The 22,963-nt window shown below is 35.6% G+C and carries 26 protein-coding genes and 4 tRNA genes; 2 read left to right on the plus strand and 28 right to left on the minus strand.

Features of this window, described 5'->3' with window-relative positions:
* Positions 1-25: 25 nt before the first annotated feature.
* The 14 genes from nusG to FFWV33_RS00240 all read right to left on the minus strand — a co-directional run bounded on the left by nusG (position 26) and on the right by FFWV33_RS00240 (position 8,154).
* Positions 26-577 carry a transcription termination/antitermination protein NusG gene (gene nusG, locus FFWV33_RS00175; protein WP_108739018.1) on the minus strand — a complete coding sequence of 184 codons (552 nt, stop codon included), beginning with the start codon at positions 575-577 and terminating at the stop codon, positions 26-28.
* 8 nt (positions 578-585) lie between these two features.
* A complete protein-coding gene (secE, locus tag FFWV33_RS00180) occupies positions 586-783 on the minus strand; it encodes a preprotein translocase subunit SecE (protein WP_108739019.1) in 198 nt (65 codons plus the stop codon).
* A gap of 20 nt (positions 784-803) precedes the next feature.
* Positions 804-874 (minus strand) — tRNA-Trp (locus FFWV33_RS00185).
* Positions 875-924: 50 nt separating this feature from the next.
* Positions 925-2,112, minus strand: a complete 1,188-nt coding sequence (tuf, locus tag FFWV33_RS00190; protein WP_108739020.1) for an elongation factor Tu — start codon at positions 2,110-2,112, stop codon at positions 925-927.
* A 53-nt stretch (positions 2,113-2,165) separates the two neighbouring features.
* A tRNA-Thr gene (locus tag FFWV33_RS00195) sits at positions 2,166-2,237 on the minus strand.
* A 63-nt stretch (positions 2,238-2,300) separates the two neighbouring features.
* Positions 2,301-2,381: transfer RNA gene (locus tag FFWV33_RS00200), tRNA-Tyr, on the minus strand.
* A gap of 46 nt (positions 2,382-2,427) precedes the next feature.
* A tRNA-Thr gene (locus FFWV33_RS00205) sits at positions 2,428-2,501 on the minus strand.
* Between the two features lie 90 nt (positions 2,502-2,591).
* A complete protein-coding gene (gene hpf / locus FFWV33_RS00210; RefSeq protein ID WP_108739021.1) occupies positions 2,592-2,894 on the minus strand; it encodes a ribosome hibernation-promoting factor, HPF/YfiA family in 303 nt (100 codons plus the stop codon).
* Between the two features lie 35 nt (positions 2,895-2,929).
* Positions 2,930-3,823 (minus strand): tyrosine-type recombinase/integrase, encoded by an 894-nt coding sequence (locus tag FFWV33_RS00215; protein ID WP_108739022.1) that lies wholly within the window; start codon positions 3,821-3,823, stop codon positions 2,930-2,932.
* Between the two features lie 68 nt (positions 3,824-3,891).
* A complete protein-coding gene (locus FFWV33_RS00220; RefSeq protein WP_159085944.1) occupies positions 3,892-4,488 on the minus strand; it encodes a hypothetical protein in 597 nt (198 codons plus the stop codon).
* A 38-nt stretch (positions 4,489-4,526) separates the two neighbouring features.
* Positions 4,527-5,060, minus strand: a complete 534-nt coding sequence (locus FFWV33_RS00225; RefSeq protein ID WP_159085945.1) for a DUF3575 domain-containing protein — start codon at positions 5,058-5,060, stop codon at positions 4,527-4,529.
* A 422-nt stretch (positions 5,061-5,482) separates the two neighbouring features.
* Positions 5,483-5,677, minus strand: coding sequence for a 30S ribosomal protein S21 (rpsU, locus tag FFWV33_RS00230; RefSeq protein ID WP_108739025.1), 195 nt, complete (start codon positions 5,675-5,677; stop codon positions 5,483-5,485).
* Positions 5,678-6,118: 441 nt separating this feature from the next.
* Positions 6,119-7,258 (minus strand): acyl-CoA dehydrogenase family protein, encoded by a 1,140-nt coding sequence (locus FFWV33_RS00235; protein WP_108739026.1) that lies wholly within the window; start codon positions 7,256-7,258, stop codon positions 6,119-6,121.
* A 17-nt stretch (positions 7,259-7,275) separates the two neighbouring features.
* Positions 7,276-8,154 (minus strand): ComEA family DNA-binding protein, encoded by an 879-nt coding sequence (locus FFWV33_RS00240; RefSeq protein ID WP_108739027.1) that lies wholly within the window; start codon positions 8,152-8,154, stop codon positions 7,276-7,278.
* Between the two features lie 308 nt (positions 8,155-8,462).
* Here FFWV33_RS00240 and FFWV33_RS00245 point away from each other — a divergent pair, with 308 nt between their 5' ends.
* Complete coding sequence (locus tag FFWV33_RS00245) at positions 8,463-9,941, plus strand: amino acid permease (RefSeq protein WP_108739028.1); 1,479 nt, start codon at positions 8,463-8,465, stop codon at positions 9,939-9,941.
* A gap of 221 nt (positions 9,942-10,162) precedes the next feature.
* On the opposite strand, the gene FFWV33_RS19370 is transcribed toward FFWV33_RS00245, so the two are convergent.
* From FFWV33_RS19370 to FFWV33_RS00270, 6 genes are all read right to left on the minus strand, one after another.
* Positions 10,163-10,315 (minus strand): hypothetical protein, encoded by a 153-nt coding sequence (locus FFWV33_RS19370; protein ID WP_170111530.1) that lies wholly within the window; start codon positions 10,313-10,315, stop codon positions 10,163-10,165.
* A 78-nt stretch (positions 10,316-10,393) separates the two neighbouring features.
* Positions 10,394-12,064, minus strand: coding sequence for a sodium-dependent transporter (locus tag FFWV33_RS00250; RefSeq protein WP_108739029.1), 1,671 nt, complete (start codon positions 12,062-12,064; stop codon positions 10,394-10,396).
* 42 nt (positions 12,065-12,106) lie between these two features.
* A complete protein-coding gene (locus FFWV33_RS00255; RefSeq protein ID WP_108739030.1) occupies positions 12,107-12,334 on the minus strand; it encodes a PspC family transcriptional regulator in 228 nt (75 codons plus the stop codon).
* Positions 12,335-12,436: 102 nt separating this feature from the next.
* On the minus strand, positions 12,437-13,714 hold the full coding sequence (locus FFWV33_RS00260) for a DUF2851 family protein (protein WP_108739031.1): 1,278 nt from the start codon (positions 13,712-13,714) through the stop codon (positions 12,437-12,439).
* 64 nt (positions 13,715-13,778) lie between these two features.
* Complete coding sequence (locus FFWV33_RS00265) at positions 13,779-14,261, minus strand: 3'-5' exonuclease (RefSeq protein WP_108739032.1); 483 nt, start codon at positions 14,259-14,261, stop codon at positions 13,779-13,781.
* A 194-nt stretch (positions 14,262-14,455) separates the two neighbouring features.
* The gene (locus FFWV33_RS00270) at positions 14,456-16,393 is read right to left on the minus strand and encodes a putative porin (protein ID WP_108739033.1); all 1,938 of its coding nucleotides are present in this window, start codon (positions 16,391-16,393) and stop codon (positions 14,456-14,458) included.
* 302 nt (positions 16,394-16,695) lie between these two features.
* Between FFWV33_RS00270 and FFWV33_RS00275 the strand changes: the two genes are divergently transcribed.
* Positions 16,696-17,355 carry a ribonuclease HII gene (locus tag FFWV33_RS00275; protein WP_108742409.1) on the plus strand — a complete coding sequence of 220 codons (660 nt, stop codon included), beginning with the start codon at positions 16,696-16,698 and terminating at the stop codon, positions 17,353-17,355.
* Between the two features lie 252 nt (positions 17,356-17,607).
* On the opposite strand, the gene lipB is transcribed toward FFWV33_RS00275, so the two are convergent.
* The 8 genes from lipB to FFWV33_RS00315 all read right to left on the minus strand — a co-directional run bounded on the left by lipB (position 17,608) and on the right by FFWV33_RS00315 (position 22,927).
* Positions 17,608-18,306, minus strand: coding sequence for a lipoyl(octanoyl) transferase LipB (gene lipB / locus FFWV33_RS00280; protein WP_108742410.1), 699 nt, complete (start codon positions 18,304-18,306; stop codon positions 17,608-17,610).
* Positions 18,307-18,308: 2 nt separating this feature from the next.
* Positions 18,309-19,067 carry a hypothetical protein gene (locus FFWV33_RS00285; protein ID WP_108742411.1) on the minus strand — a complete coding sequence of 253 codons (759 nt, stop codon included), beginning with the start codon at positions 19,065-19,067 and terminating at the stop codon, positions 18,309-18,311.
* A 128-nt stretch (positions 19,068-19,195) separates the two neighbouring features.
* Positions 19,196-19,930, minus strand: coding sequence for a hypothetical protein (locus FFWV33_RS00290; protein WP_108739034.1), 735 nt, complete (start codon positions 19,928-19,930; stop codon positions 19,196-19,198).
* Positions 19,931-20,014: 84 nt separating this feature from the next.
* Complete coding sequence (locus FFWV33_RS00295; protein ID WP_108739035.1) at positions 20,015-20,677, minus strand: SCO family protein; 663 nt, start codon at positions 20,675-20,677, stop codon at positions 20,015-20,017.
* Positions 20,655-21,260 carry a toxin-antitoxin system YwqK family antitoxin gene (locus FFWV33_RS00300; RefSeq protein ID WP_108739036.1) on the minus strand — a complete coding sequence of 202 codons (606 nt, stop codon included), beginning with the start codon at positions 21,258-21,260 and terminating at the stop codon, positions 20,655-20,657. Before FFWV33_RS00300 ends, FFWV33_RS00295 begins: the two co-directional genes overlap by 23 nt.
* Before the next feature lie 58 nt (positions 21,261-21,318).
* On the minus strand, positions 21,319-22,071 hold the full coding sequence (locus FFWV33_RS00305) for a YHYH protein (RefSeq protein ID WP_108739037.1): 753 nt from the start codon (positions 22,069-22,071) through the stop codon (positions 21,319-21,321).
* 91 nt (positions 22,072-22,162) lie between these two features.
* Positions 22,163-22,648, minus strand: a complete 486-nt coding sequence (locus FFWV33_RS00310) for a Spy/CpxP family protein refolding chaperone (protein ID WP_108739038.1) — start codon at positions 22,646-22,648, stop codon at positions 22,163-22,165.
* A 3-nt stretch (positions 22,649-22,651) separates the two neighbouring features.
* The gene (locus FFWV33_RS00315) at positions 22,652-22,927 is read right to left on the minus strand and encodes a hypothetical protein (protein ID WP_108739039.1); all 276 of its coding nucleotides are present in this window, start codon (positions 22,925-22,927) and stop codon (positions 22,652-22,654) included.
* Positions 22,928-22,963: the final 36 nt, after the last annotated feature.

The raw sequence follows: 22,963 nt of genomic DNA on the forward strand, positions 1-22,963 counted from the left end.
ATGATTTATTATAGTGTAACAAAAATTATACTTTTTCAACTTGCATAAAACTTAATTCTAATGGTGTTTTTCTTCCGAAAATTTTAACCATAACTTCAAGTTTACGCTTTTCGTCATTAATTTTTTCAACTGTACCGTTGAAACCATTAAAAGGACCATCAATAACTTTGATTGTCTCTCCAAGACTAAATGGTATTGCATGGTTGTCAGTATTAACTGCTAACTCATCTACTTTACCTAACATTCTATTTACTTCGGAAATACGTAATGGAACTGGTTCCCCTCCTTTAGTTTCACCTAAAAAACCAATAACTGACGTAATTGATTTAATAATGTGAGGAACTTCACCAACTAGATTCGCCTCCATCATTACATAACCAGGAAAATAAACTTTTTCTTTAACTAGTTTTTTTCCGTCTTTTACTGTAACAACTTTTTCAGTAGGTACTAGCACTTGAGAAACATAATCTTCCATCCCTAGTCTAGAGATTTCAGTTTCAATATAAGCTTTCACTTTATTTTCTTGTCCACTTACTGCTCTAACGACATACCATTTTTTTAAATTATTCTCTGCCATGTCAATTATTACCCTTTAATCCAGTTAAAAAATCCTGCTAATGCTTTTGCAAAAACTTCATCTACTCCCCATGTTGCCAAAGCAAACAATACTGAAAAAACAGCCACAACAATTGTTAGTCGCTGCACCTCAGCCCATTCTGGCCAAGTTACATTTGATTTTAATTCTTCAAATGCCTCTGAAATGTAATTACCAATTTTTGCCATTAGATTTAATTTTTTTATAGCACGGGCGGAGGGATTCGAACCCCCATCAACGGTTTTGGAGACCGCTATTCTACCCTTGAACTACGCCCGTAGAATAAACCAGCAACTAAAAAAGTTGCTGGTTATATAATTTAATTTGAATTATGCTACAATCTCAGTTACCTGACCTGCACCTACAGTTCTACCACCTTCACGGATAGCGAAACGTAATCCAACATTCATTGCGATTGGGCTTAACAAAGCAACATTGATTGTTAAGTTATCTCCTGGCATTACCATCTCTACACCTTCTGGTAAAGTAATAACTCCTGTTACGTCAGTTGTACGTACGTAGAACTGTGGACGGTAGTTGTTATGGAATGGAGTATGACGTCCACCTTCTTCTTTTTTCAAGATATAAACCTCAGCTTTGAAAGTGTTGTGTGGTTTTACTGAACCTGGCTTAATAATAACCATACCTCTTTTGATATCAGCTTTATCAATACCTCTTAACAATAAACCTACGTTATCTCCAGCTTCTCCTCTATCAAGGATTTTACGGAACATCTCAACTCCTGTAATAGTAGAAGTCAATTTTTCAGCTCCCATACCGATGATTTCAACTGGATCTCCAGTGTTTGCAATACCAGTTTCGATACGACCTGTAGCAACAGTTCCACGACCAGTAATTGTAAATGAATCCTCAACTGGCATCAAGAAAGGTTTTTCAGTATCACGTACTGGCTCTTCGATCCATGCATCAACTGCAGCCATCAATTCAATGATTTTTGGTACCCAAGCTGGATCGTTATTCAATCCACCTAAAGCAGATCCTTGAACAACTGGACAGTTATCACCATCATATTCGTAGAAAGACAATAAGTCTCTGATCTCCATTTCAACAAGTTCCAATAATTCCTCATCATCAACCATATCCACTTTGTTCATGAATACAACCATTCTAGGAATACCTACCTGACGACCTAAAAGGATATGCTCACGAGTTTGTGGCATTGGTCCATCAGTTGCAGCAACTACAAGGATAGCACCATCCATTTGAGCAGCACCAGTAACCATGTTTTTTACGTAATCCGCGTGACCTGGACAGTCAACGTGAGCGTAATGACGATTAGCTGTTTCATACTCTACGTGAGATGTATTAATTGTAATACCTCTTTCTTTTTCTTCAGGAGCATTATCAATTTGATCAAAAGATTTCGCTTGACAGTAACCAGCATCAGATAACACTTTAGTTATTGCAGCAGTTAATGTAGTTTTTCCGTGATCTACGTGTCCGATTGTACCAATATTTAAGTGTGGTTTCGAACGGTTAAAGGTTTCTTTTGCCATTTTACTTAGATTTTAATCTTTATTAATTTATTAGTGTTCAAAATTTTTTATTGAGCCAACTACGGGAATTGAACCCGTGACCTCTTCCTTACCAAGGAAGCACTCTACCTCTGAGCTAAGTCGGCAGAGAAATCTCAAATTCGAGTGCAAAGCTAATCAAATAACTTTAAACTCAAAACTTTCATTCGTGGGGAGAGCAGGATTCGAACCTGCGAAGTTCACACAGCAGATTTACAGTCTGCCCTCGTTGGCCGCTTGAGTATCTCCCCTCTTTTTTATCTTATTACAATCTTTCAAAAACCTCAGTTTCATTAGAGCCGGCGGAGGGACTCGAACCCACGACCTGCTGATTACAAATCAGCTGCTCTAGCCAACTGAGCTACGCTGGCAATTCAATAAAAAAGTCCGCTATTTCTAACGGACTGCAAATGTATAGATTTTATCTCTGAATTAAAACATTTTTTGAATAAATTTTTAAATTATGTTTGAGTTCGTGTTTTTTCTTTCGTTTTAACTAACAATCGTTCTAGAGAACCGGATGAAAGCTCCATTGCCTCCTCAAAAGATTTGCACTGTTTCTTCACCAAAAATTCGTTTCCAGGTACATTTATTTTCACCTCGACAATTTTATTTTGCTTATCACTTGTATTGAGAACCTTCAAATAAACATCTGAAGACACTACCTTTCCATAGTATTTCTCCAATTTATCCATTCGCTCTTGAACAAAATTAACTAATTTTCCGTCAACATTAAAGTTGACTGCATGAATACTTACCTTCATAATCAAAACTTATTTAATGGTTAAACATTGAATTATTATTTATTCCTAGGATGGGCCTTTTGATACACCTTTTGAAGTTCTACCAAACTACTATGCGTGTATACTTGAGTTGACGCCAAACTAGCATGTCCTAATAATTCTTTTACTGAATTCAAATCTGCTCCATTGTTTAATAAATGAGTGGCAAAAGTATGTCGCAAAACGTGTGGACTCTTTTTTACCTTTTCTGAAGCTTGACTAAAGTAAGCATTTATGACTCGATAGACAAGTGAATTATTTAATTTTTGTCCTTTTTTTGTTAGAAAAAAATACTCAGAATCCTCAATCGCCTCTAATTGAGATCTAAGCCGCAAATATTCTTGCAGCGACTTTTTTACAACGGTTAAAACCGGAATGATACGTTCTTTATTACGCTTACCAATTACTTTCACACGCCCTTCAACCAAATCAAGGTCTACTGTTTTCAACTCAATTAATTCTGCTCTACGCATACCAGTGGTATAAAACAACTCTACTATCGCATGGTTTCGCACAGATTCAAAACCCACACCAACATGAAACTCCTCTAAAACGAGATTCATCTCTTTCTCTGAAAACGGAATTTGCAGCGACTTAAACCCCTTTAAAGCTTTGTGCTTTAACATAGGACTCACCTCTATCTGCTTTGATTTTAATAGAAATTTATAAAAAGCTTTTAAGGAAGCCATTTTTCTATTTACCGTTACAACAGACAACTCTTTGTCTACTAAAAACACAATCCAGGATCTAATTTGACTGTAACCTACCTTATCGATTGTATCCTCGTCAAAGGACGACTTATTAAAATCTTTAAATTCAATCAAATCCTTTTCATACGCAGTCAATGTATGCACAGAATAATTCTTTTCTTTTTGCAAATAATCTATAAAAGCTGTAATTGTTCCGTTCATAAAAAAACCGTTAATACTCAAAGTTAACAAACTTTGAATACTAACGGTAATTACTTGTGTAATTCGTTCTATTTTTTCTTTCTAAAACTAAAGTAATACGTTACTTCAAAACCTAAATTGTATTTGGTATCGACATCTATCTCTTTTGTTTTTTTAACAACCTTATTAAAATTAATATTATCCATAAAAACAGACAATAAAATTGAATCAAACGATTCTGACCATAATTTTCCAATAACCCCCAAATTCAAACCAAAAGAACGACTAACTCCTTTACGAATTTCTTCTGAGCGAATAATCTTTGAACCTTGATACAGTATAACCCTATCGGTTGCCTTTATTTCGGCATAATTATATTTTGGTTTTACCGCCAAATACCAATAATCATCTTCATCAATAGAAACAGAAAAATTGGGTGTAATACTCCAATTAAATGCTTGCAAGTTTGTAAAAACATCTTTTGAACGTAAAGAAGGATCTATAATATCATAAGTAGTATTATTCTGTAAAGACCCAAAAAAGAATCTCATTTCTATCTCTGGCTTGATAAAACCCTCCAAATTATATTGAACACCTGTAGAAAGATTTAAATAACCATTATTATCAAAAGACGTATTAATGTTTTGTCCCGCTCCTAAAAAAGCCAATACTTTTTGTGCGTTCACACAAAAAGTATTGACAATAACTATAAATAATACTTTACTTATTTTAAAATAACCCATGCAACTGTAAAATTCAATATTGGAACAATACTATTATTTTGGTTTTTACTAATATTATAACCAAGCCCAGCGTTAGCCCCTAGATTCACACCTGATTTATATGTTTTTTGAAAACCCCAAACAGCTCCAGCCGTAAACCCGTCTAAAGTACTAATATGAAAATCATCATTAATCGGTTTTCCATAATAACTAATAGACGGCGCTACAAAACCGCCAGAATTTCCAGTTATGGATTTACCTTTATCCAAACGTTTATCCAAATTATAATAAAAACGATATTGTCCTCTAACAAAAGGAACTGCCAAAACCTTCAACTGGCCATTGTTATCATTAACCCCTCCTAAAGATAAATTCATATCAACATTAAAGGTCGAATTGCTACCAACACCCCATTCATAGCCTAAACCCGGGGATAATATGTTAACTTTAAATAAACGTTCACTAACCTTTACCGTTTGCGCTATTCCAAGCTTTGCAAACAAAAAAACAATTGTATAAATTACTAACTTCTTCATTATTTTCATTTTATTTTATCCGTTTAAATCAACACAATTTCCACTTACTTCAAATACATTTAGCGCCAGAGGGTTACAATCTCGCATCAGTTTCTTCCCTAGCTACTTAGCATCAAAATAAACCAAGCCATATTTAATACTTAAATCATCAATTGATTAAACAACCACAATTTGAGGCGGAGCCTCGTAAAAATCGTTTTTCTTAGATTGACTAAAAACAAGAATTAAACAGCAAAGCAAAGCCTCAAACACTATTAGCTTCTTTGTTTCCATAAATTACTTATTTTTTTAAATTAAAAAAACAAATATAAATTATTTTCTTACACAAAAAGAAATACCCAAAGTTTTTTTTTAACACAAAAAAAATAGCATTGAAGTATTAAACTTCAATGCTATTCTTATTTATTTCTATCAAGAAACTACTAACTCTCTAAACCATCTTTCATGTTTTGGATGTAAGCTGCTTTTTGAATTTTGATTCTATTTTTCACAGAAGGCTTGATAAAAGCTTGACGAGCTCTTAATTGACGCACTGTTCCAGTTTTATCAAATTTTCTTTTATAGCGCTTTAGTGCTCTATCGATATTTTCTCCGTCTTTAATTGGTATAATTAACATAATTTTGACACCCCCTTTCGTTAAGTGTGCAAAGGTAGTCTTTATTTTGAATTGACCAACTCCAAGTTTAAAAATTTTTTAATCTAGTTCAAAACCGGTAAACACCTCCATCATCAAAAGCCTCCAACGTATTCAAAGACAATTATTTTTAGAACTACAAAAAAACATTATTGATTAAAATACCATTCTCCAATAACAAATAAATTCCGGCCATCATTCACATGTAGTTAAACGGGATCAACCTATGTTTACTGGTTTGCGTGAGGGATCGCAGCGTTATCCTTTTGTGTGGTCCCATTTTTTTTTGGGACGACACAAAAGATATAGCGTAGAGCCCGACCCGTGTTTTTCTCACGGGTCACGCCCACATAAAAGGAGCTTAAACAAGAAAAGGAGCTAAATCCAATGATTTAACTCCTTTTACTTGATATCTTTTGTGGACTATTTTAAAATATTTCTTGCGATTACTACTTTTTGGATTTCGGTAGTTCCTTCACCAATGGTACACAATTTGGCATCACGATAGAATTTTTCTACTGGGAAATCTTTTGTATATCCGTATCCTCCATGGATTTGGATGGCCTCGTTTGCTACTTTGCAACATACCTCTGACGCATACATTTTGGCCATGGCCCCCATAGTCGTTACAGGTTTGTGTTGCTGTTTTAAGAAAGCAGCTTTATGCAAAAGCAATTCTGAGGCTTCAATCTCAGTAACCATATCAGCAAGCTTGAACGAAATTCCTTGAAAAGCACTAATAGGTTTCCCGAATTGATGTCTTTCTTTTGAATATTTAAGCGCTGCTTCATAAGCACCTTTGGCGATCCCGAGCGAAAGTGCACCGATTGATATTCTACCACCATCAAGAATTTTCATGGCTTGAACAAAACCATCCCCTACTTCACCTAAACGGTTAGCATCTGGTATGCGGCAGTTATCAAAAACCAACTCGGCTGTTTCACTGGCACGCATTCCTAATTTATTTTCTTTTTTACCTGAGGTAAAACCTTCCATCCCTTTTTCGAATACAAAAGCGGTCATTCCATGAGAATCACCTTTCTCACCTGTACGAACAATCACAACTGCGATATCACCAGAAATGGCATGGGTAATGAAATTTTTTGCTCCATTAACGATCCAATGATCACCATCTTTTTTGGCAGTTGTATTCATTCCACCCGCATCAGAACCTGTATTGTGCTCTGTTAAACCCCACGCACCAATGTGCTCTGCAGTAGCTAATTTTGGAATCCATTTTTTCTTTTGTTCTTCATTTCCAAAAGTCAAAATATGATTGGTACAAAGTGAATTGTGTGCCGCCACAGACAAACCAATTGAAGGATCTACTTTTGAAATTTCTTCGATTATCGTGATGTATTCATGATACCCTAAGCCCGAACCACCAAGCTCCTCGGGAACTAAAACACCCATAAAACCCATTTCGCCTAATTTCTTGAATAAAGGCACAGGGAAAATTTGAGCTTCATCCCATTCCATTATAAACGGGCGAATATTAATTTCTGCAAAATCTTTTATGGATTGCGCAATCATAGACTGCGTCTCGTTATAGTCAAAGTTCATCGTATGGTTTTTGTATTTTAGAAGGTCAAATATAAGGCTATAATATTGGCTTTTTCAATAGACAAGCCTTTAATTTTTGTTAAATCAGTTGCATTTTTAAAATCTCCATTCATGCTTCTGCACATTACAATCTCTTTGGCCATTGCATACCTGAAATAAGGAAAAGCAGAAATCTCTTTTACGGAGGCATTATTAATGTCTATTTTTTTTAGTACCGGTTGCTTTTCTACTCGAAAACTAGCTTCTAATTTGGTAAGTACTTCTGGAGGCAAACCCCACACATCTTCCATTTGCTGCATGGACACAAAACCGCCTACACCCTCTCTAAACTTGATAATTCGATCTGAATATCCAGCTCCTATCCCGTTTATTTTCATGAAATCTTCGGCGGTTGCTGCATTGACATCTAGAATCGGAATCTTATCTGCCTTAGCAAAAGTTTGTTTTTCGTATTTCACATAACCATTATTCTCTTTTTTATGGGTCACCCAGTCTGGAAATTTAAATAATGGAGCCATTACAGCAAGTAATGAATCTGATACTTTGGTTACCTTTTGAAAATCGGCTGCTGAATTTACATATTGATTTGTTTTTCTAAAAGCCAGTAGGCGATCGATCTCTTGAACAGACATTCCTAATTTGTAACCTTTATAGTCCGTAATAAAATTGGGATTATAAGGTCTAAGTTCAAATTTACCATCAGGAGCTTCCAATTTGAGTCTATCGATTTCTTTTTGAGTGGCCATCCATGCCGTTTCTTCAGCCGAAAGAGTGTCTGAGGAGGTATTGTATTGCAGGTATACCGTTAGTCCAAACAATAATAAAATTAAAAACACAAAAGCAAAAATGCCATTTCGTTGCTCTCTAGAGTATTCAAAGTACTTTTTTATTGTCATTTTGCCCACGTTATTTATAGAATGAATTATTGAAAAAAAATACTAGCATCCGCACAAATAAAATTATTGTTTTTTCTCGAAAATACAATACATTTGGCACCTAAAAATAACAATACTATCTAGTAAGTGAACTAAATTAACAATTTAACCATCAATTATCTCAACGGAACAAATTGCATCACTTTTTTAAGGAGTTCCACCAGAAGATCACCCCTTAAGAATGTTTTGTAAAAAATGCTAAGAAATAAATGTAAAACCAAAAATTGTTAGTCTAAACACTCTGAAAGATAGTCACAAAAGAATATTATATGTCAATTTGGAAGAAAAAACCTTTAGAGAAATTGTTGGCAGAAGCAGCAGACTCGGAGAAAGGACTTAAGAGAACGCTAACAGCCTGGAGTCTTGTTGCACTAGGTGTAGGAGCAATTATTGGTGCTGGTTTGTTTGTAAGAACTGCAACGGCAGCTGCTCAAAGTGCAGGACCATCAGTTACAATTGCCTTTATGGTTGCAGCGGTAGGTTGTGCCCTTGCAGGATTGTGTTATGCTGAGCTCTCCTCTTCGATTCCGATTGCAGGGAGTGCTTACACGTATACATATGCGACTATGGGTGAGTTTTTGGCATGGATTATTGGTTGGGATTTAATTTTGGAGTATGCCGTAGGTGCCGCTACTGTTGGTATTGCTTGGAGTGAATACCTCAATGATCTTTTGATCAACGTCGTCCATACCGACCCTATTCCGTATGCTTGGTCGCACTCCCCTTTTCAAACATCAGCAGAGGGCGTACATGGTATTCTTAATGCACCGGCGTTATTTATAGTGAGTATCATTAGTTTACTTTTGATCAAAGGGATTCAGGAGTCGGCATTCATTAATGGTCTAATCGTAATCTTAAAAGTAGCAATTGTAATTTTGATAATTGTTATTGGATGGAACTTTATCAACCCTGTAAATCACACCCCTTATATTCCGCAGCCTTCTGTCTTTATTGATGAACATGGAATTCACCATGCGTACGGAGGAATAATGGGGATTCTAGGTGCAGCTGGTACTGTCTTTTTCGCCTTTATCGGTTTTGATGCTGTGAGTACCGCAGCACAGGAAACTATTAATCCTAAAAAAGCTATGCCAATTGGAATCTTAGGCTCCTTGGTAGTTTGTACTTTTTTATACATTTTATTTGCTCATGTACTTACAGGAGTTGCAACAGTTGAAGACTTTAGAACCGGTGGTAAAGAAGCTTCTATTGCTTTTGCAATAAACAAATATATGATTGGTTACCAATGGCTAGGGCAATTTGTAACGATCGCTATCTTGGCAGGATTTTCATCTGTAATCCTAGTGCTTTTGTTAGGACAATCTCGCGTATTTTATGCCATGGGAAATGATGGCTTACTACCTAAAATGTTTAGTGATTTACACCCAAAATATAAAACACCATACAAAGCAAATATAGCTATCTTAATCATTGTTGGTTTATTTGCTGCTTTTGTTCCCGGAGATATTGTTGGAGATATGACAAGTATCGGAACCTTATTTGCTTTTACACTTGTATGTGCTGCCGTGATTATTTTGCGTAAAACAGAGCCGAATATGGTACGTGAATTCCGTACTCCATTTGTACCTGTAGTTCCAGCATTAGGAATTATTGTTTGTCTAGCAATGATGTATGGTTTGGGATGGACTAACTGGACTCGTCTCTTTATATGGATGGCAATTGGAATCATTATTTACTATTTCTACGGCCGTAAAAACAGTACTCTTAATAATCCAGATAAAGAATAACATACTAAGTAGGCTTAGTTTGAATTACAAACAATCATTAAATTGTTTTATTATCAGTTTGAGCACAGTCGAGAATCACAACTTACTTTTTGACTGCGCTCAATTTTATAAATCATATTAGTTTGTATTGGTTACTATTTAGACATAAAAAAACATACAACAGAACGCTTTGTTCCGTTGTATGTTTTTTTATGCTTATAAATTAAGGATAAACCTTTTTGTTATTCTTGTCTTTCTTTTACTTCGTCATTTTCTGAAAACGAATCTGGCTCTTGTTTTGGTTTGATTGTCAAAACTTTGTAAAAGAAATAAACTGCAAAAGAGACCACAATTCCTTGCGTAAGCAACATCGTTATTAAAGCTTCTGTATTCATACTTTTGTCTTTTATTTTTTATCGAAAGTGCCAATGATTATCAAAGGACTTGCTGTTGTATTTATATATTATTAAACATTAAGCTGTGGCTCTACCTTCTCTTGTTCTTTTAAGGAAAGCAACGTATACCAATCCACAGATAAATAGAAACAATGCCACCAATAGCATTCTAGCACCGTTTAAGTAAAATATTTTATCTTCTAATTGTGCAATCACTGAAGGATCTGTAGCTAAAGCTATTTGCTCTCTAATCCCTGCATGGGTTATTGTCTTTATAATAGAACCATTATCTAATACCCAAGAATTGCCCGAAAACAAATTTGATAAGTTACCAGACCAATCGTTGTCTTTTGGTTTAAAAAGTGACCCTACAAATATAACGATCAACATTACAGGCGTAACAAACTTAATGATATACTTATAAATAATTGGCACTTTGATATCTGCACCATTCGTAATAGCTGGCCAACCTTTTTCCATACCAAAAACCCAAGAAAACAATATTGTTTCAAGCATTGCAAACACAACCAAACTTACGGTTCCTGCCCAATAATCATATTCATCAAAAACGCCTTCTTGAAAAAAGATTACAGTTGGCAACCCTAAAATCAAGGCAATAAAACCGAAAGACCAAGCTCCTTTATTTTGATTCCAACCAAATTCGTCACGCATGAAACCAATCCAAGGCGTACCCATAGCAAGTGAAGATGTTATACCTGCGAAGAACAATAACCCGAACCAAAGCACTCCAGCGATCATAGCCAAAGCTGGCCCCCACTGTTGAAACAAGTACGGCATGGTTTGAAATGCCATTCCGAAACCTGCGTTTTGAATCACCCAGTCCAAACCTAAATAACCTGCTGCAATTGGCACTACAATTAAACTACCTAATACAACCTCTACAAATTCATTCATGAATCCAGCAGAAACAGCATTCAGAGCTACATCATCTTTCTCCTCCAAATAAGCAGCATAACAATGAACTGTACCCATACCCACTGATAACGTAAAGAATATTTGCCCAGCGGCAGCCATCCAAACTTTTAAATCTAAAAGTGAACTGTATTGCGGTGTCCATAGAAAATTAAGTCCATCCCAAGCATTGGCGTCTGGAAAAATCTCTGAAGCTCCAGAATCTCCCAATGTCAATCCTTTTATTGCCAAAACAGCACCAAAAAGTATCAAAAGAGGCATTCCAATTTTAGCTACTTTTTCGATTCCTTTCAACCCTTTAGAAAGAATATAAGTGTTAATCACCAAACAAATAACATAAAAGACAACAGCCTCATATGGAATTCCAGTCGTGGAATGTGATATATCAACATAGTTACCAAAGAAAGCTGCAACATCAGCTTGACTCATGCCTACAAAAGTACCTCCAATGGAATGAAACACATACGACATGGTCCAGGATTCAATGTAGCAGTAATAGGCGGCGACGGCCAAATTGGTAAAAATACCAAAAACGCCAATATACTTAAGCACCCTTCCTTTTACCATAGAATCTAAGATATAAGGTGTGCTATGATTACCAAACTTACCACCAAAACGACCCGAAGACCATTCGATAAAAAGCAACGGGATACCCATTACTAAAAAACAAATCAGATAGGGAATAATAAATGCTCCTCCTCCATTTTGTACTGCTTGTACCGGAAATCTTAAAAAATTACCCAATCCAACAGCGTTCCCTGCCATTGCTAAAATTAAACCTACACGTGAGCCCCAAGCATCTGATTTTTCAGCCAAAATAGTATTATTATAATTAGTATTATTTAAAAAAAGCCTGTTTTACAAGTCGAAAACAGAGGTGCGTTTTGCACGAATTAAATCTTTCAATCGAAGCCAAAACGCCAAAATAAGATAAACACCAAAACCCAAACCAACAGTAACAAAAGAAATATAGATGAAAAATAGTCGCACACTATTGGCACGCATTCCTAACTTATCTGCTAGACGAGAGGATACATGAAAACCATGTTTTTCGAGAAAAAATTTAAGGTGGAGAATGGACGACATCATTTTTACTACTTAAAATTCTATTTCAGTACACATACTGAATGAATTTAACGCTTTACGTACTCTTTTTTACAAAACTACGAAAAAAATGAATACTCCCTCCTAGACTGAGGTAGATTTCAGCAACTCGACCCCTATTGCGCAATGTAAACATTTACTTTTCGTACAATATTCATTTTTCAACTGCAGCAACGATTGTGATTCAAAAGCAGATTTTGATTTGATTCCGAATGATTTGAATTTATCTATAACACTATTTTTTTCTGAGACCACTTCAGTAAGTAATGCAATTAAATCTTCTGCAATTTCAGATCCTTGACTCTTTGCGTAGGCAAAACGCAACGGCACAATGGTATTGATCAATAATAAATCAATAAAGGAATGTGACAAACGCTTCTTTTTCTTCGGACTTACTTTGTCAAATTGATAGTGGTCTTGCCAATATGGAGCGGTCTCGATTTGAAACAAATCATACAACTCAGGAACTGTTTTGGCAGCGACAATTTTAGAAAACAAATTTTGATGCAAATGGTACAAATTGGCCAATTGTGACAAACGGATAGTTGGAAAATTATCTGGTCGGTGTTTAAAAAACTCAACAGGAACAGCATAGCCTTTATCAAGTTGATATTTGTGTAGTAAATAAAAAAATCGGAACTTCAAATCTTTGTAATAGTTGTCTTCTTTCTCTGAATCTAGTAAGCCAGAAGTACCAAAGAGTAAACTTTCGAGATTTTCGACCTCGAAGCTTTCTTTTCGAATGACTGAAAATGGTAGCGATTGCGCGATTTGTAAAAAAGCTTGTCCGTTGGTATTGAGACCAAAATTTTTGGCTAACAAACAAAATAAAACGGCTTCCCAATCATTGTTGGTTTGTTGCAGTAGGTCATAAATAAATTTGGACTTGCGTTCTAAGCGCTCAAAGAAAAGTCGCTCTTGCCAATTTTTGAATAAAAAAGAGTCAATTGTAGCTAGTTCTTTTTCACAATAAATCCAGGATTTAGGCGCAACTAAGGATTGATAATTTACAAAAACATTTTTATCGACGTAGTTTTTGAGTTCCAATACAGGAATTTCTGAATTATCAGGTCTTAGAATTTCTGCGTCGTGTTCCCATACTACGTGAAGGATCACGTTGTCATAAGCCGAATCGCGCTCGTGATGGTGCACGTACCAGTCTGAAGATTTGATATGAATCTCTACATTACCCGCCCATTTTTGACTCCCAATTGAAATTTGTGCATTAAAAAAATCAGGACCAGCCAACTCTAGATATTGGCCAACGGAATGAATAGTGACTTGCTCTTGATTGGTAGTTTGCAAATTCAAGACATCAAACTTCTTGAACTTCCAGAGGTAATGTAAAAAATCTTCTTTCATGGTAAGGGCCTTTTAGACTATAACTAAAAGACTAAAGTAAGGAAATTTACAAAACGAAATACAACTATTTCAGCAGGAATAATTTAGCACAAGCACGTGCATCAGACAAAGCCTCGTGGTGATTAAGCTGGATATTCATAGCTTGACAACAATCACTTAATTTTGTTGGCTTTAAACCTTTGGCCTTGTAGATTTTTACCGTGCACTCCCAGCGATCACCAATGTTTAAAGTTTCATAATCAAGCCCGTGTAATGCCATTGATTTTGCTAGAACGCCTCGATCAAAACTCTCATTGTGCGCTACTACTACCCTATTTTGGAGTCTTTTTTGGATTTCTGGAAATACTTGTGCAAATGATTTTGCGTTTGCAGTATGATGCGGATAAATGCCATGTACTCGAATTGTAAACGGATTGTACTCATTGTTTGGTGGCTTGATGAGTGTTACATATTCATCGACAATCACGCCGTTTTCTACAGTTACGATTCCGACTGAACACGGATGAAAAGAAGTAGCGGTTTCAAAATCTATGGCGGTAAATGTCAAGGTAAAAAATATTTATGATTTGAAAATTTGTTTTGTTACGAACTATATTATGGGAAACAGTCGTACTTAGTAGCCCCGATCGCAGCAAAGTATCCTTTTGTGAGGTGATGCGTAGCAAATCACCTCACAAAAGATACTGCTAAGAGCGGGACATACGTTATTGTGAACGAAAATAGGCTTGCTCCTTACTCTCTTTAATTAAAGAAATTCCAGATTAAACCAAAGCGAATGGCCATGTCGCGGAATGGCGTGCTCGGTGACGAATAGTAATTATTGCCCGAGAATGACGAGTTGAAATGTTCGGCTTTGATAAAGATTCGGGTACGTTGAATTTTTGCATTAACAAAAATATCTAGGTTAGGATAGTTACCAATTTGTTTTTGATTCTGCACAAAAAATTCCCCTACGACTCCGTTGTAATCGTTGGCATAGTATTTTGTAAAATAGTTTAAGCTAATTCCGGTTTGTAAAAAAAGTGCCTTTTTGAAAAAATAATTGGTGTAGTACAATGTATTTCTAGTGACCAATTCGGGAACGTTTAAAACTAAATCCTCTTGGTTAACCTTTTGGTACAAAACAGTGTTGTCAAAACCGAATTTCCCAAATTTAAATTCTTTATTCAGCTTAAGGGATACATAACTAATGGTTTTACCATATTGCTCAGGTGCAATAATTTGCTGTGAGGCAGTGGTTGCAACGTCTTTAAAATACAGATGATCGTCAAGTGTAAGTACAGTCAATGTTCCATTAACCCATGGCGTAACTGCCGTGGCAGCTAAACGATTGATTTTTTCGTTTTTAAAACTATTGCTCCAATTGTAATTTACAAAACTACTTTGAAATAAATTGTAGTTGTCGGCTGCTAGTTTGTTAGTGTTTTGGTATTGAAAATCGAATTGAAAATCGTCGTTGAGATCCAATTTCATTTTAGCTTCTAGATTTGATAACGATTGATTCGTGATTGATCTGGTATAAAGAAACTTACCTGTCCATTTGTTTTTTTGGTAATCATACTGCCCACCTGCAGAGTTGATACTGCGAGTAAGCGATGCTGGTATGACATTACCGTTTTCTTGGACATAAATTTTATAATAATAAAAATTAGATCTGAAATCGTCTACAAAAAACTGAAATTTACCCAAGGTTGTATTCTCATAAGTAGCACCAACTTTGTTGTACATTTTATTATATCGAAGTTGATCTTTTAGGTCTGACGTTACAAACGCATCACCGAAGCGATATACTGTAGTTGTTCCAACAGTTGAAGCAACGGTAGGTTGTTTGTATTCGAAAAATTTGTTTTCGTAATTGAATTGGTGATTGATATAGAGGTTATTGGCTCCTTTTTTGGGATTTACCTGAAAACTATGATCAACGAAAAGGCGTTTTCCTTTCAGAAAAGTTTCGGCATCAGTCAAATACACTTCTAAACTTTGCTTGACACTAAAATTAGGGTCATTACTCTCAAAATCAGAAATGGTTGTGATTCCGCCATTTTCTTCATTCAAAATATCTTGGGATACGAAATGTCCGTTGGCAATATAACGTCCATTTTTACTGCTGTAACTACCTGTAAATCTAAAGTGACCAGAATTGGCAAATTGATTGATGTATTTACCCTCGGAGCGAATACCCTTGTACGCCAACGAAAAGTTGAGTCTTGGATGAATATTTAAACTAAAATAAGAATCGACCAATTGACCTTTACCAATAATCGATTTAAAAAACAACTCGGTCACAGGTGTAGCTACAGAGGCGTAGCGAACCTGCCCTGCCTCAATAAAACTAAAATGTTTCCCCTTTAAACCCATTGAAGGATAGGGCGAAAAGTCATTTAAACTATATTGCAGCGTATTGTACGGCTGACCCTCATTTGAAAACGCCAAAAGACCAAAGGTATCTCTGCGCAAATAATTGTGGCTGTACTCTTTTTGAATCGTTAGTGAGGTATCGATATAAGTGGTATCTCTATCTATAGAAATAAAGCGATACATATCTACAGTAGCTATTTTGGTACTATCTTTTGGGTCTGCCTCTTCTGTTCTTAGGCTCTTTCTGGGAGCTTCTTCTTTTGGTTTTTGTTGAGCGAACAACAAACTAGGTAATAAGCATAAAAAAAAGAGTATTCTCATTGGGACAACTGATTAGGCAATTTTTGAACTAACGTTTAATTGAGGCAAAGGTAATCGATAAAAAGCTATAAAAAAATAGCAAGTATTACTTAGTTATTATCCATCAAAAGGAATGGCTACAGATAGCATTAGTAATCTTTCAAACCTTTTTTTGAAACGGAATATAGCACATGCACAGTTTAGCAAATCTCCACAAACAGACCGAATAGATGGTAACGCAGTTCAAACTACTATTATTGTTCGGCATCAAATTGCAGATTATCCAAAAAAATTACAATCTTTGTTTTCTAAAAATATTTTTCATGCTCGAAAGACAATTCTCTACCTTTATATTGGAAGCTGGAACCGATGAAGCTGGTCGTGGTTGCTTGGCTGGACCTGTTACGGCCGCTGCAGTAATATTATCGACTGATTTTGACAATGACCTACTTAACGACAGTAAACAGTTATCTGAAAAAGTTCGAGAAATATTAAAACCCATAATCGAAAGTCAAGCCGTGGCATATGCCGTTACGCACTTGTACCCAAAAGAGATTGACGAAATAAACATTTTGAATAGTTCCATGAAAGCGATGCAAGAGTGTGTTTTAAAACTCAACACTGTTCCTGAATACATCATCGTTGATGGTAACAGGGCCTTAAATGCTAAGCTTGGTTTGAAAAGCAAGTCAGGCAAAAAATTTACTAAAGCTGAAATTGTAGTGTTACAATCGATTCCGAATCAAAGCATCGTAAAAGGAGACTCTAAATATTTGAGTATTGCTGCGGCTTCTGTTTTGGCAAAGACGGAACGCGATGCGTACATGAACAAAATTCATGAGGAATTCCCGATGTACAATTGGAAGAAAAACAAGGGCTATCCTACCAAAGAGCATCGAGCTGCCATAAAAAAATATGGCCCTACAAAATACCATCGAATGAGTTTCAAACTACTGCCGGATCAATTGGTGCTCGAACTGTAATCCTCTCCCCAGCCCTTTCCGAAGGAAAGGGAGCCAAAGCATTGTGGTTAAAATTGAACTTATTTAATTGCTAAGCACGTAAAGGAAGCGCAAAAGACACAAGGCGTTATAAACATTTTTAATTGAAGATTATTGAATATCGATTTTTGAAATACCTTACAACGCCAGTTTTGAACTTTGAAATTGACTTTTGAAATTGATTTTTGAAGTTGGCTTTTGAAATTGATTTTTGAAGTTGACTTTTGAAGTTGATTATTCAATAATGCACTCAAATAAGGTTGCGAAGTGTTTAACGATTTTGTCTTTCACTTCTTGTTCGTCTACTTTTTCAACGCCTAGCTCTACGTTTAAAGAGGTAACTGCTTTTCCGCGGATACCACATGGGATTATGTTGTCAAAATAACCCAAATCTACATTTACGTTTAGCGCGAAGCCGTGCATGGTCACCCACCTAGAAGCGCGGACTCCCATTGCGCATATTTTGCGTGCAAAGGGCGTACCTACCCCCAACCAAACGCCGGTTTCACCATCGCTGCGACCGCATTCTAGTCCATATTCTTGAAGTGTCAAAATAATTGATTCCTCAAGTAATCGTAAATATTTATGAATATCTGTAAAGAAATTTTCTAGGTCTATTATCGGGTAACCTACAATTTGACCTGGACCATGATAGGTGATATCTCCACCACGATTGATTTTATAAAAAGTAGCTCCTTTTGCTTCTAATTGTTTTTCTGAAAGTAATAAGTTGGTTAAATCGCCACTTTTACCTAGCGTGTACACATGAGGGTGCTCGACCAACAACAAATAATTAGGTGTTGGCTCATCGCCCTCTTCTCTTCTGTTTTTGATTTTCAGATCGACAACCGCTTTGAAAAGTTCTTCTTGATACTCCCAAGCTGCTTTATAATCTAGGCTTCCTAAATCTTGAAGCTGGACATTTTTGTTTATCATTATTCAAATACTACATTAAGATTTAGTTTTTCGGGATTCTCCATGTACTCTGCAAATGGGTAACGCACCGTTATCGTTTTTCTATCACCACTAAAAAGGGCATCTGGATTTGAAACTGATTTTACAGGCTTCGGAAAATGATATTTTAAGGTATAACTCGAAGAGGCAAAAAGCATTTTTGACATTCCGGTAGAGTCTTTGGCTACTTGATTTTCCTTTACCATTTCTACATTTCGGTTAAATGTTTTTCCGTCATATGAAAAACTTAATTTGGAATTATTATCTCCAAAACTTCCGCCAAAAGGGCTTTTATCTGTGCTGCTTGATTTTGTTTTCTTTAAATCTTTCAAAACGGAAAAGCCTTCCATTAAATTCTGAAGTTCAGCTATTTTCGAAAAAGGAGAATTCATAGCAATTAAAAATTCCTGCTTATCGGGATCCATTTTCATGTGCAAAACTGTATTTTCCATACGTTTTAGGGCAGCTTGCTCCTCAGTACTTAAGTTTGCTATACTGTCTTTTTTGCTTTCGAAAATAGATTTAAAAGTAATGGTAGAATCTAGCACTTTCTGATTCTCTTTCATCCCCATCTTTTCACCAATCTTACCACCACCCATTGCCAAGAGCCCAGAAGCATCAACTTCAAGAGCAAATTCACCAGATCCATTCTCTTGAATATCAATGGTTTCAACAAAATTACAAGAAACTAAAAGGAAGATAGAAAAAAGCAGTACGGTCTTTTGAAAAAAATATTGCATAGAAAGTTTTTTTTTCAAAGATACAAACTTTAAATAACTATCCATATTTGAGCAGCATTCTAACTAATTCGATTTACAAGTTTTACAAATGCTAAAAAAACCATTTCTAAATTTTCACCCTCCTTTTATCATTCGAAAATAACTTCAAGAGCGGTGATTTCAGGATTTTGTAAACAATCTGTTAGTACATATTGTATTTGGAATGATTTACGATCGGGACTTATTTTAGCATTATTATTAGAAACTGACTTTATTTTTCGAAAAAAATGATACTTTAACGTGTAATCTTGAACCACTTTAAAATTGACATATTGCTTTTTTAACTCATTAAACTTTTCAACTTCACGCTTTAGTCCTTCTTGATCTGTGATAGTTACAATCCTCTTGAAGCGATCAGATGTTAGGGAATATTGAATGGTGAAATAATGTTCCTCAGCGGTCAATGCATAGTTATTAGCCAAATCATCTGCATAATCTTCTGTTTTATACAAATCTGGAACTTCTTCTACCTTTTGAAAGGATTGTGAAAGTGTTGTTCGAAATTCTTTTTCAAAAGAGCTTTGTTTGACATGTACTTGAACCTCCTTAAACTTAGAAAACAATTGTTGTTCAACGGGAGTATATTTATCAAAATTACCTTTATACTTCGAAATGTAATCTAAGAACACATAAGAGGTATCTTTAAACTTGGTTTCTTTCGAATAATTTTCACCAGCCAAAGTCATATAACTGTATTCATCTCGAAGTTGTTCTACTTCAATTGTACCGCTACCATCTTCGTTAATAGAAATAGTTTCGGTCACATGGCAGCTACAAGCCACTATTGATAAGACCAAATACGTTAGTCGTTTTATAAAGATCATTGCTATTTAAATAAATGAATATAATAATATACCTATAATGATAATCAAAATAGTATTTGGTTTGCATTAAACCCAAAAGTTTATTTAGTCTTCTTTTTTCAAAACTTCAATATCCTCTACAATTCGATCCATCTCGAATGCTAGCGTACCATTGTACACGCCACGTATACGACGTTTACCATCTACTAAGATAAAATTTTCGGTATGTAGAAAATCGTTTAATTTACCATAAAAACCAATGGAATCACCTGCAAAATATTGTTTTTTGGCTAAGCTATATAAGGCAGCTTTATCACCTGTGAGCAAATGCCACTTGCCCGAAACACACCCTTTTTGGATGGCATATTCTTTTAACTTGGCAACATTATCTATTTCTGGAGTTACGGAGTGAGATAGCAAAAGAATTTCAGGGTCATTGGCAAATTTATTTTGAAGAATTTTCATGTTGTCCGTCATTCTTGGGCAAATGCTTCCGCAGCTGGTAAACATAAAATTGGCTACATAAATTTTTCCTTCAACTGTCTTTTCGGTAATTTTTTGACCGTCTTGATTGGTAAAACTAAACGACGGAATAGTATGAATTTTGTTGTAAAAAGGACTTTTGGGGGTGATCCATTCCGGTGTGAACTCAGGGGAATTATAAAAAGGCATTCCCTCCTCTTCTTCTTCGGTGATTTGCTTGCAAGCACTAGTCAATCCTATGATGACCAAAAGTAAAAACACATTATATCTTAGGGACTTTTTCATTTGGATTTTTACATAATTTAATTCCGATTAAACCGTATTTCTTACCTTTTTTGATCACATAATTGGCTCTAACACTTCCGTCTTGATACCATAACCGTTCCGATCCCTCTTCATGACCTTGCTCATAATGAAATTTTTTGAACAATTGTCCTGTTTCATACCATTCTAGAACAGTACCGTTGTATTCATCATTATAAAACTCATAATTGTATTTAGTACTTCCATTCGACCACCAACCCAAGTGTTTGCCCTCTTTTTTATTCGAAACATACAACCGCTGCTCTGCTAGTCGTCCGTTGGGGTACCATTGTTTCTGAACCCCTTCGAGCATGCCAAACAAGTAACTTTTGACAAATGCAGTGTCTTTTGAAGGATACAGCATATATTGCTTTCCCGAATACTTACTGTTTTTCAGGTATAAGGTATCTTGTTTGAAATTAAATTCCTCGTCTGTAGCAAGCGTGTAAAGTGCTGGTGTTTTTTGAGGATTTCTTTCGACTATAAGAACCTCTTTTTGCTGGCAGGACTGAACAAGCACAAGACTACAACAAAAGAAAAGTAAGTTAAGAATGATTTGATACATAGGATCAAATTGGAAAAATTAAAAATTGAGCAGTATTTATAGTAATTGCAATATGAGACTAGTTAGAAACCGTTCCTGCTGTACCATAAAATCCGCTACCGTTGATGTACGGATCTGTATTTGTAACATGATAATGATAAATTCCGTTTGGATAATCTGCTGTTACTCCAACATGACCATGATAAGCATCCAGTCCCGAAACGGCAAGTCCTTTTTCTTCAGGTCCGTAAACCGGAAAACCGTCTAGTAAAAAACCCATCAACGCTTCTTTGCCTTTACTTTGGGTCAAATAGGTTGGTTCTACATGATAATGATATATTCCAGTAGCTTGTGGATGCCCCCAATATTGATCAAAAGATGTAATTTCATTTGTCAATGGTTGATTGGGGCCTGCATATTGGTTGAAAAAAGGGACACCGTTTACTGCTACACCAATCGCCCCCAAAGGTGTTGAAGCATGTGTCGAAGCCATAACGGGATGTAACGGAATCTTATACACAAAAGCTAAAGAGCTATTGATCGTATTTGGATTTTTTTTGAAGGTTGTATTCCCAAATGTAGTCCCACTAAAGGCTTCATATTTTGCATTTGTAGTTGCATAATATACGCTCTTATGATCAGGTTGTCCATTGGATTTGATGGTGATAAAAGTACCATCTGACGTAATACTGGTCGCTCCATATATTTTTTTGTAAACATCAGGAATAGCATTTGTATCTATGCTTGCATTTGGAGTATCTGAATTACTACAATTAAGTAGTAATAACCCAGTAACTATTGGTACGATGGTTAAAAGTGATTTTATTCTCATGGCGCAAAAATGGTTTTATTTGTTAATGAATTACTTTGACGAATAAACAATGCAAACTCATGCGCAACAAAAACATTTTTTACTAAAAAAATTAGTTCACCTTGCTACGATCTTCTTGGTGCATCATTCTACGGCGAGCAAACATCTCACCTAATTCTTTTACAAGTGCCTTGAATTTTTCTTGCTGTTCTGGCGTTTTACACAAAGATTTCATTTTTCTAAAATGCTCAAAGTGAGCATTTTCAATTACTTTTTGATTTTCTGCCAATACAGTAATCAGGCTATCTTTTGCCCTTTCGTTAACTTCGGGTTGCGTTAATTGAGAAAACAAACTTTCCTTGGTGTTTTTTTGGACTTGGTCCAAGCTATCAATTTTTGCTTTATGAATTTTTACTGCGGCCTCAAATTGTACTTGCTGCTGGGCATCAAAATCAAGTTTTTTGATAATCATAGCACGCATTCCACCTCTAGAGTTGCTAAACCCTCTAGACTTCATAACCTTCATAAATACGATCAACCCTATATTCAAAAGTACGAGGGCAATAACAGCAACTATTAGTATTTTTACTTTGTTCATAATTTATCTAAAATAAAATTGATTCGAATCCGACACAGAAGCCACTAGAGCAGTTTCTTCAATTTCATGCTCTACTTGAAGATCACTATAAATTACCTTAATATTGATCGATGCCAAAATCACGATTGAAGCAGCTGCAAGCCACAGCACTTCTTTACGAACTTTTTTCTTCGCGTTTAGCTTTTGTTGAATTTGAAAATACAAACCATCTGCAGGTGCAACTTCAACGATCTGGTTCGCCGTATCCATTACCTCCTCTATCCATTTATCTTTTTCCATTTTCCTAAAATTTCATTTTCATTAATCGTTCTTTCC

It is taken from the genome of Flavobacterium faecale, assembly GCF_003076455.1.
Lineage (GTDB): Bacteria > Bacteroidota > Bacteroidia > Flavobacteriales > Flavobacteriaceae > Flavobacterium > Flavobacterium faecale.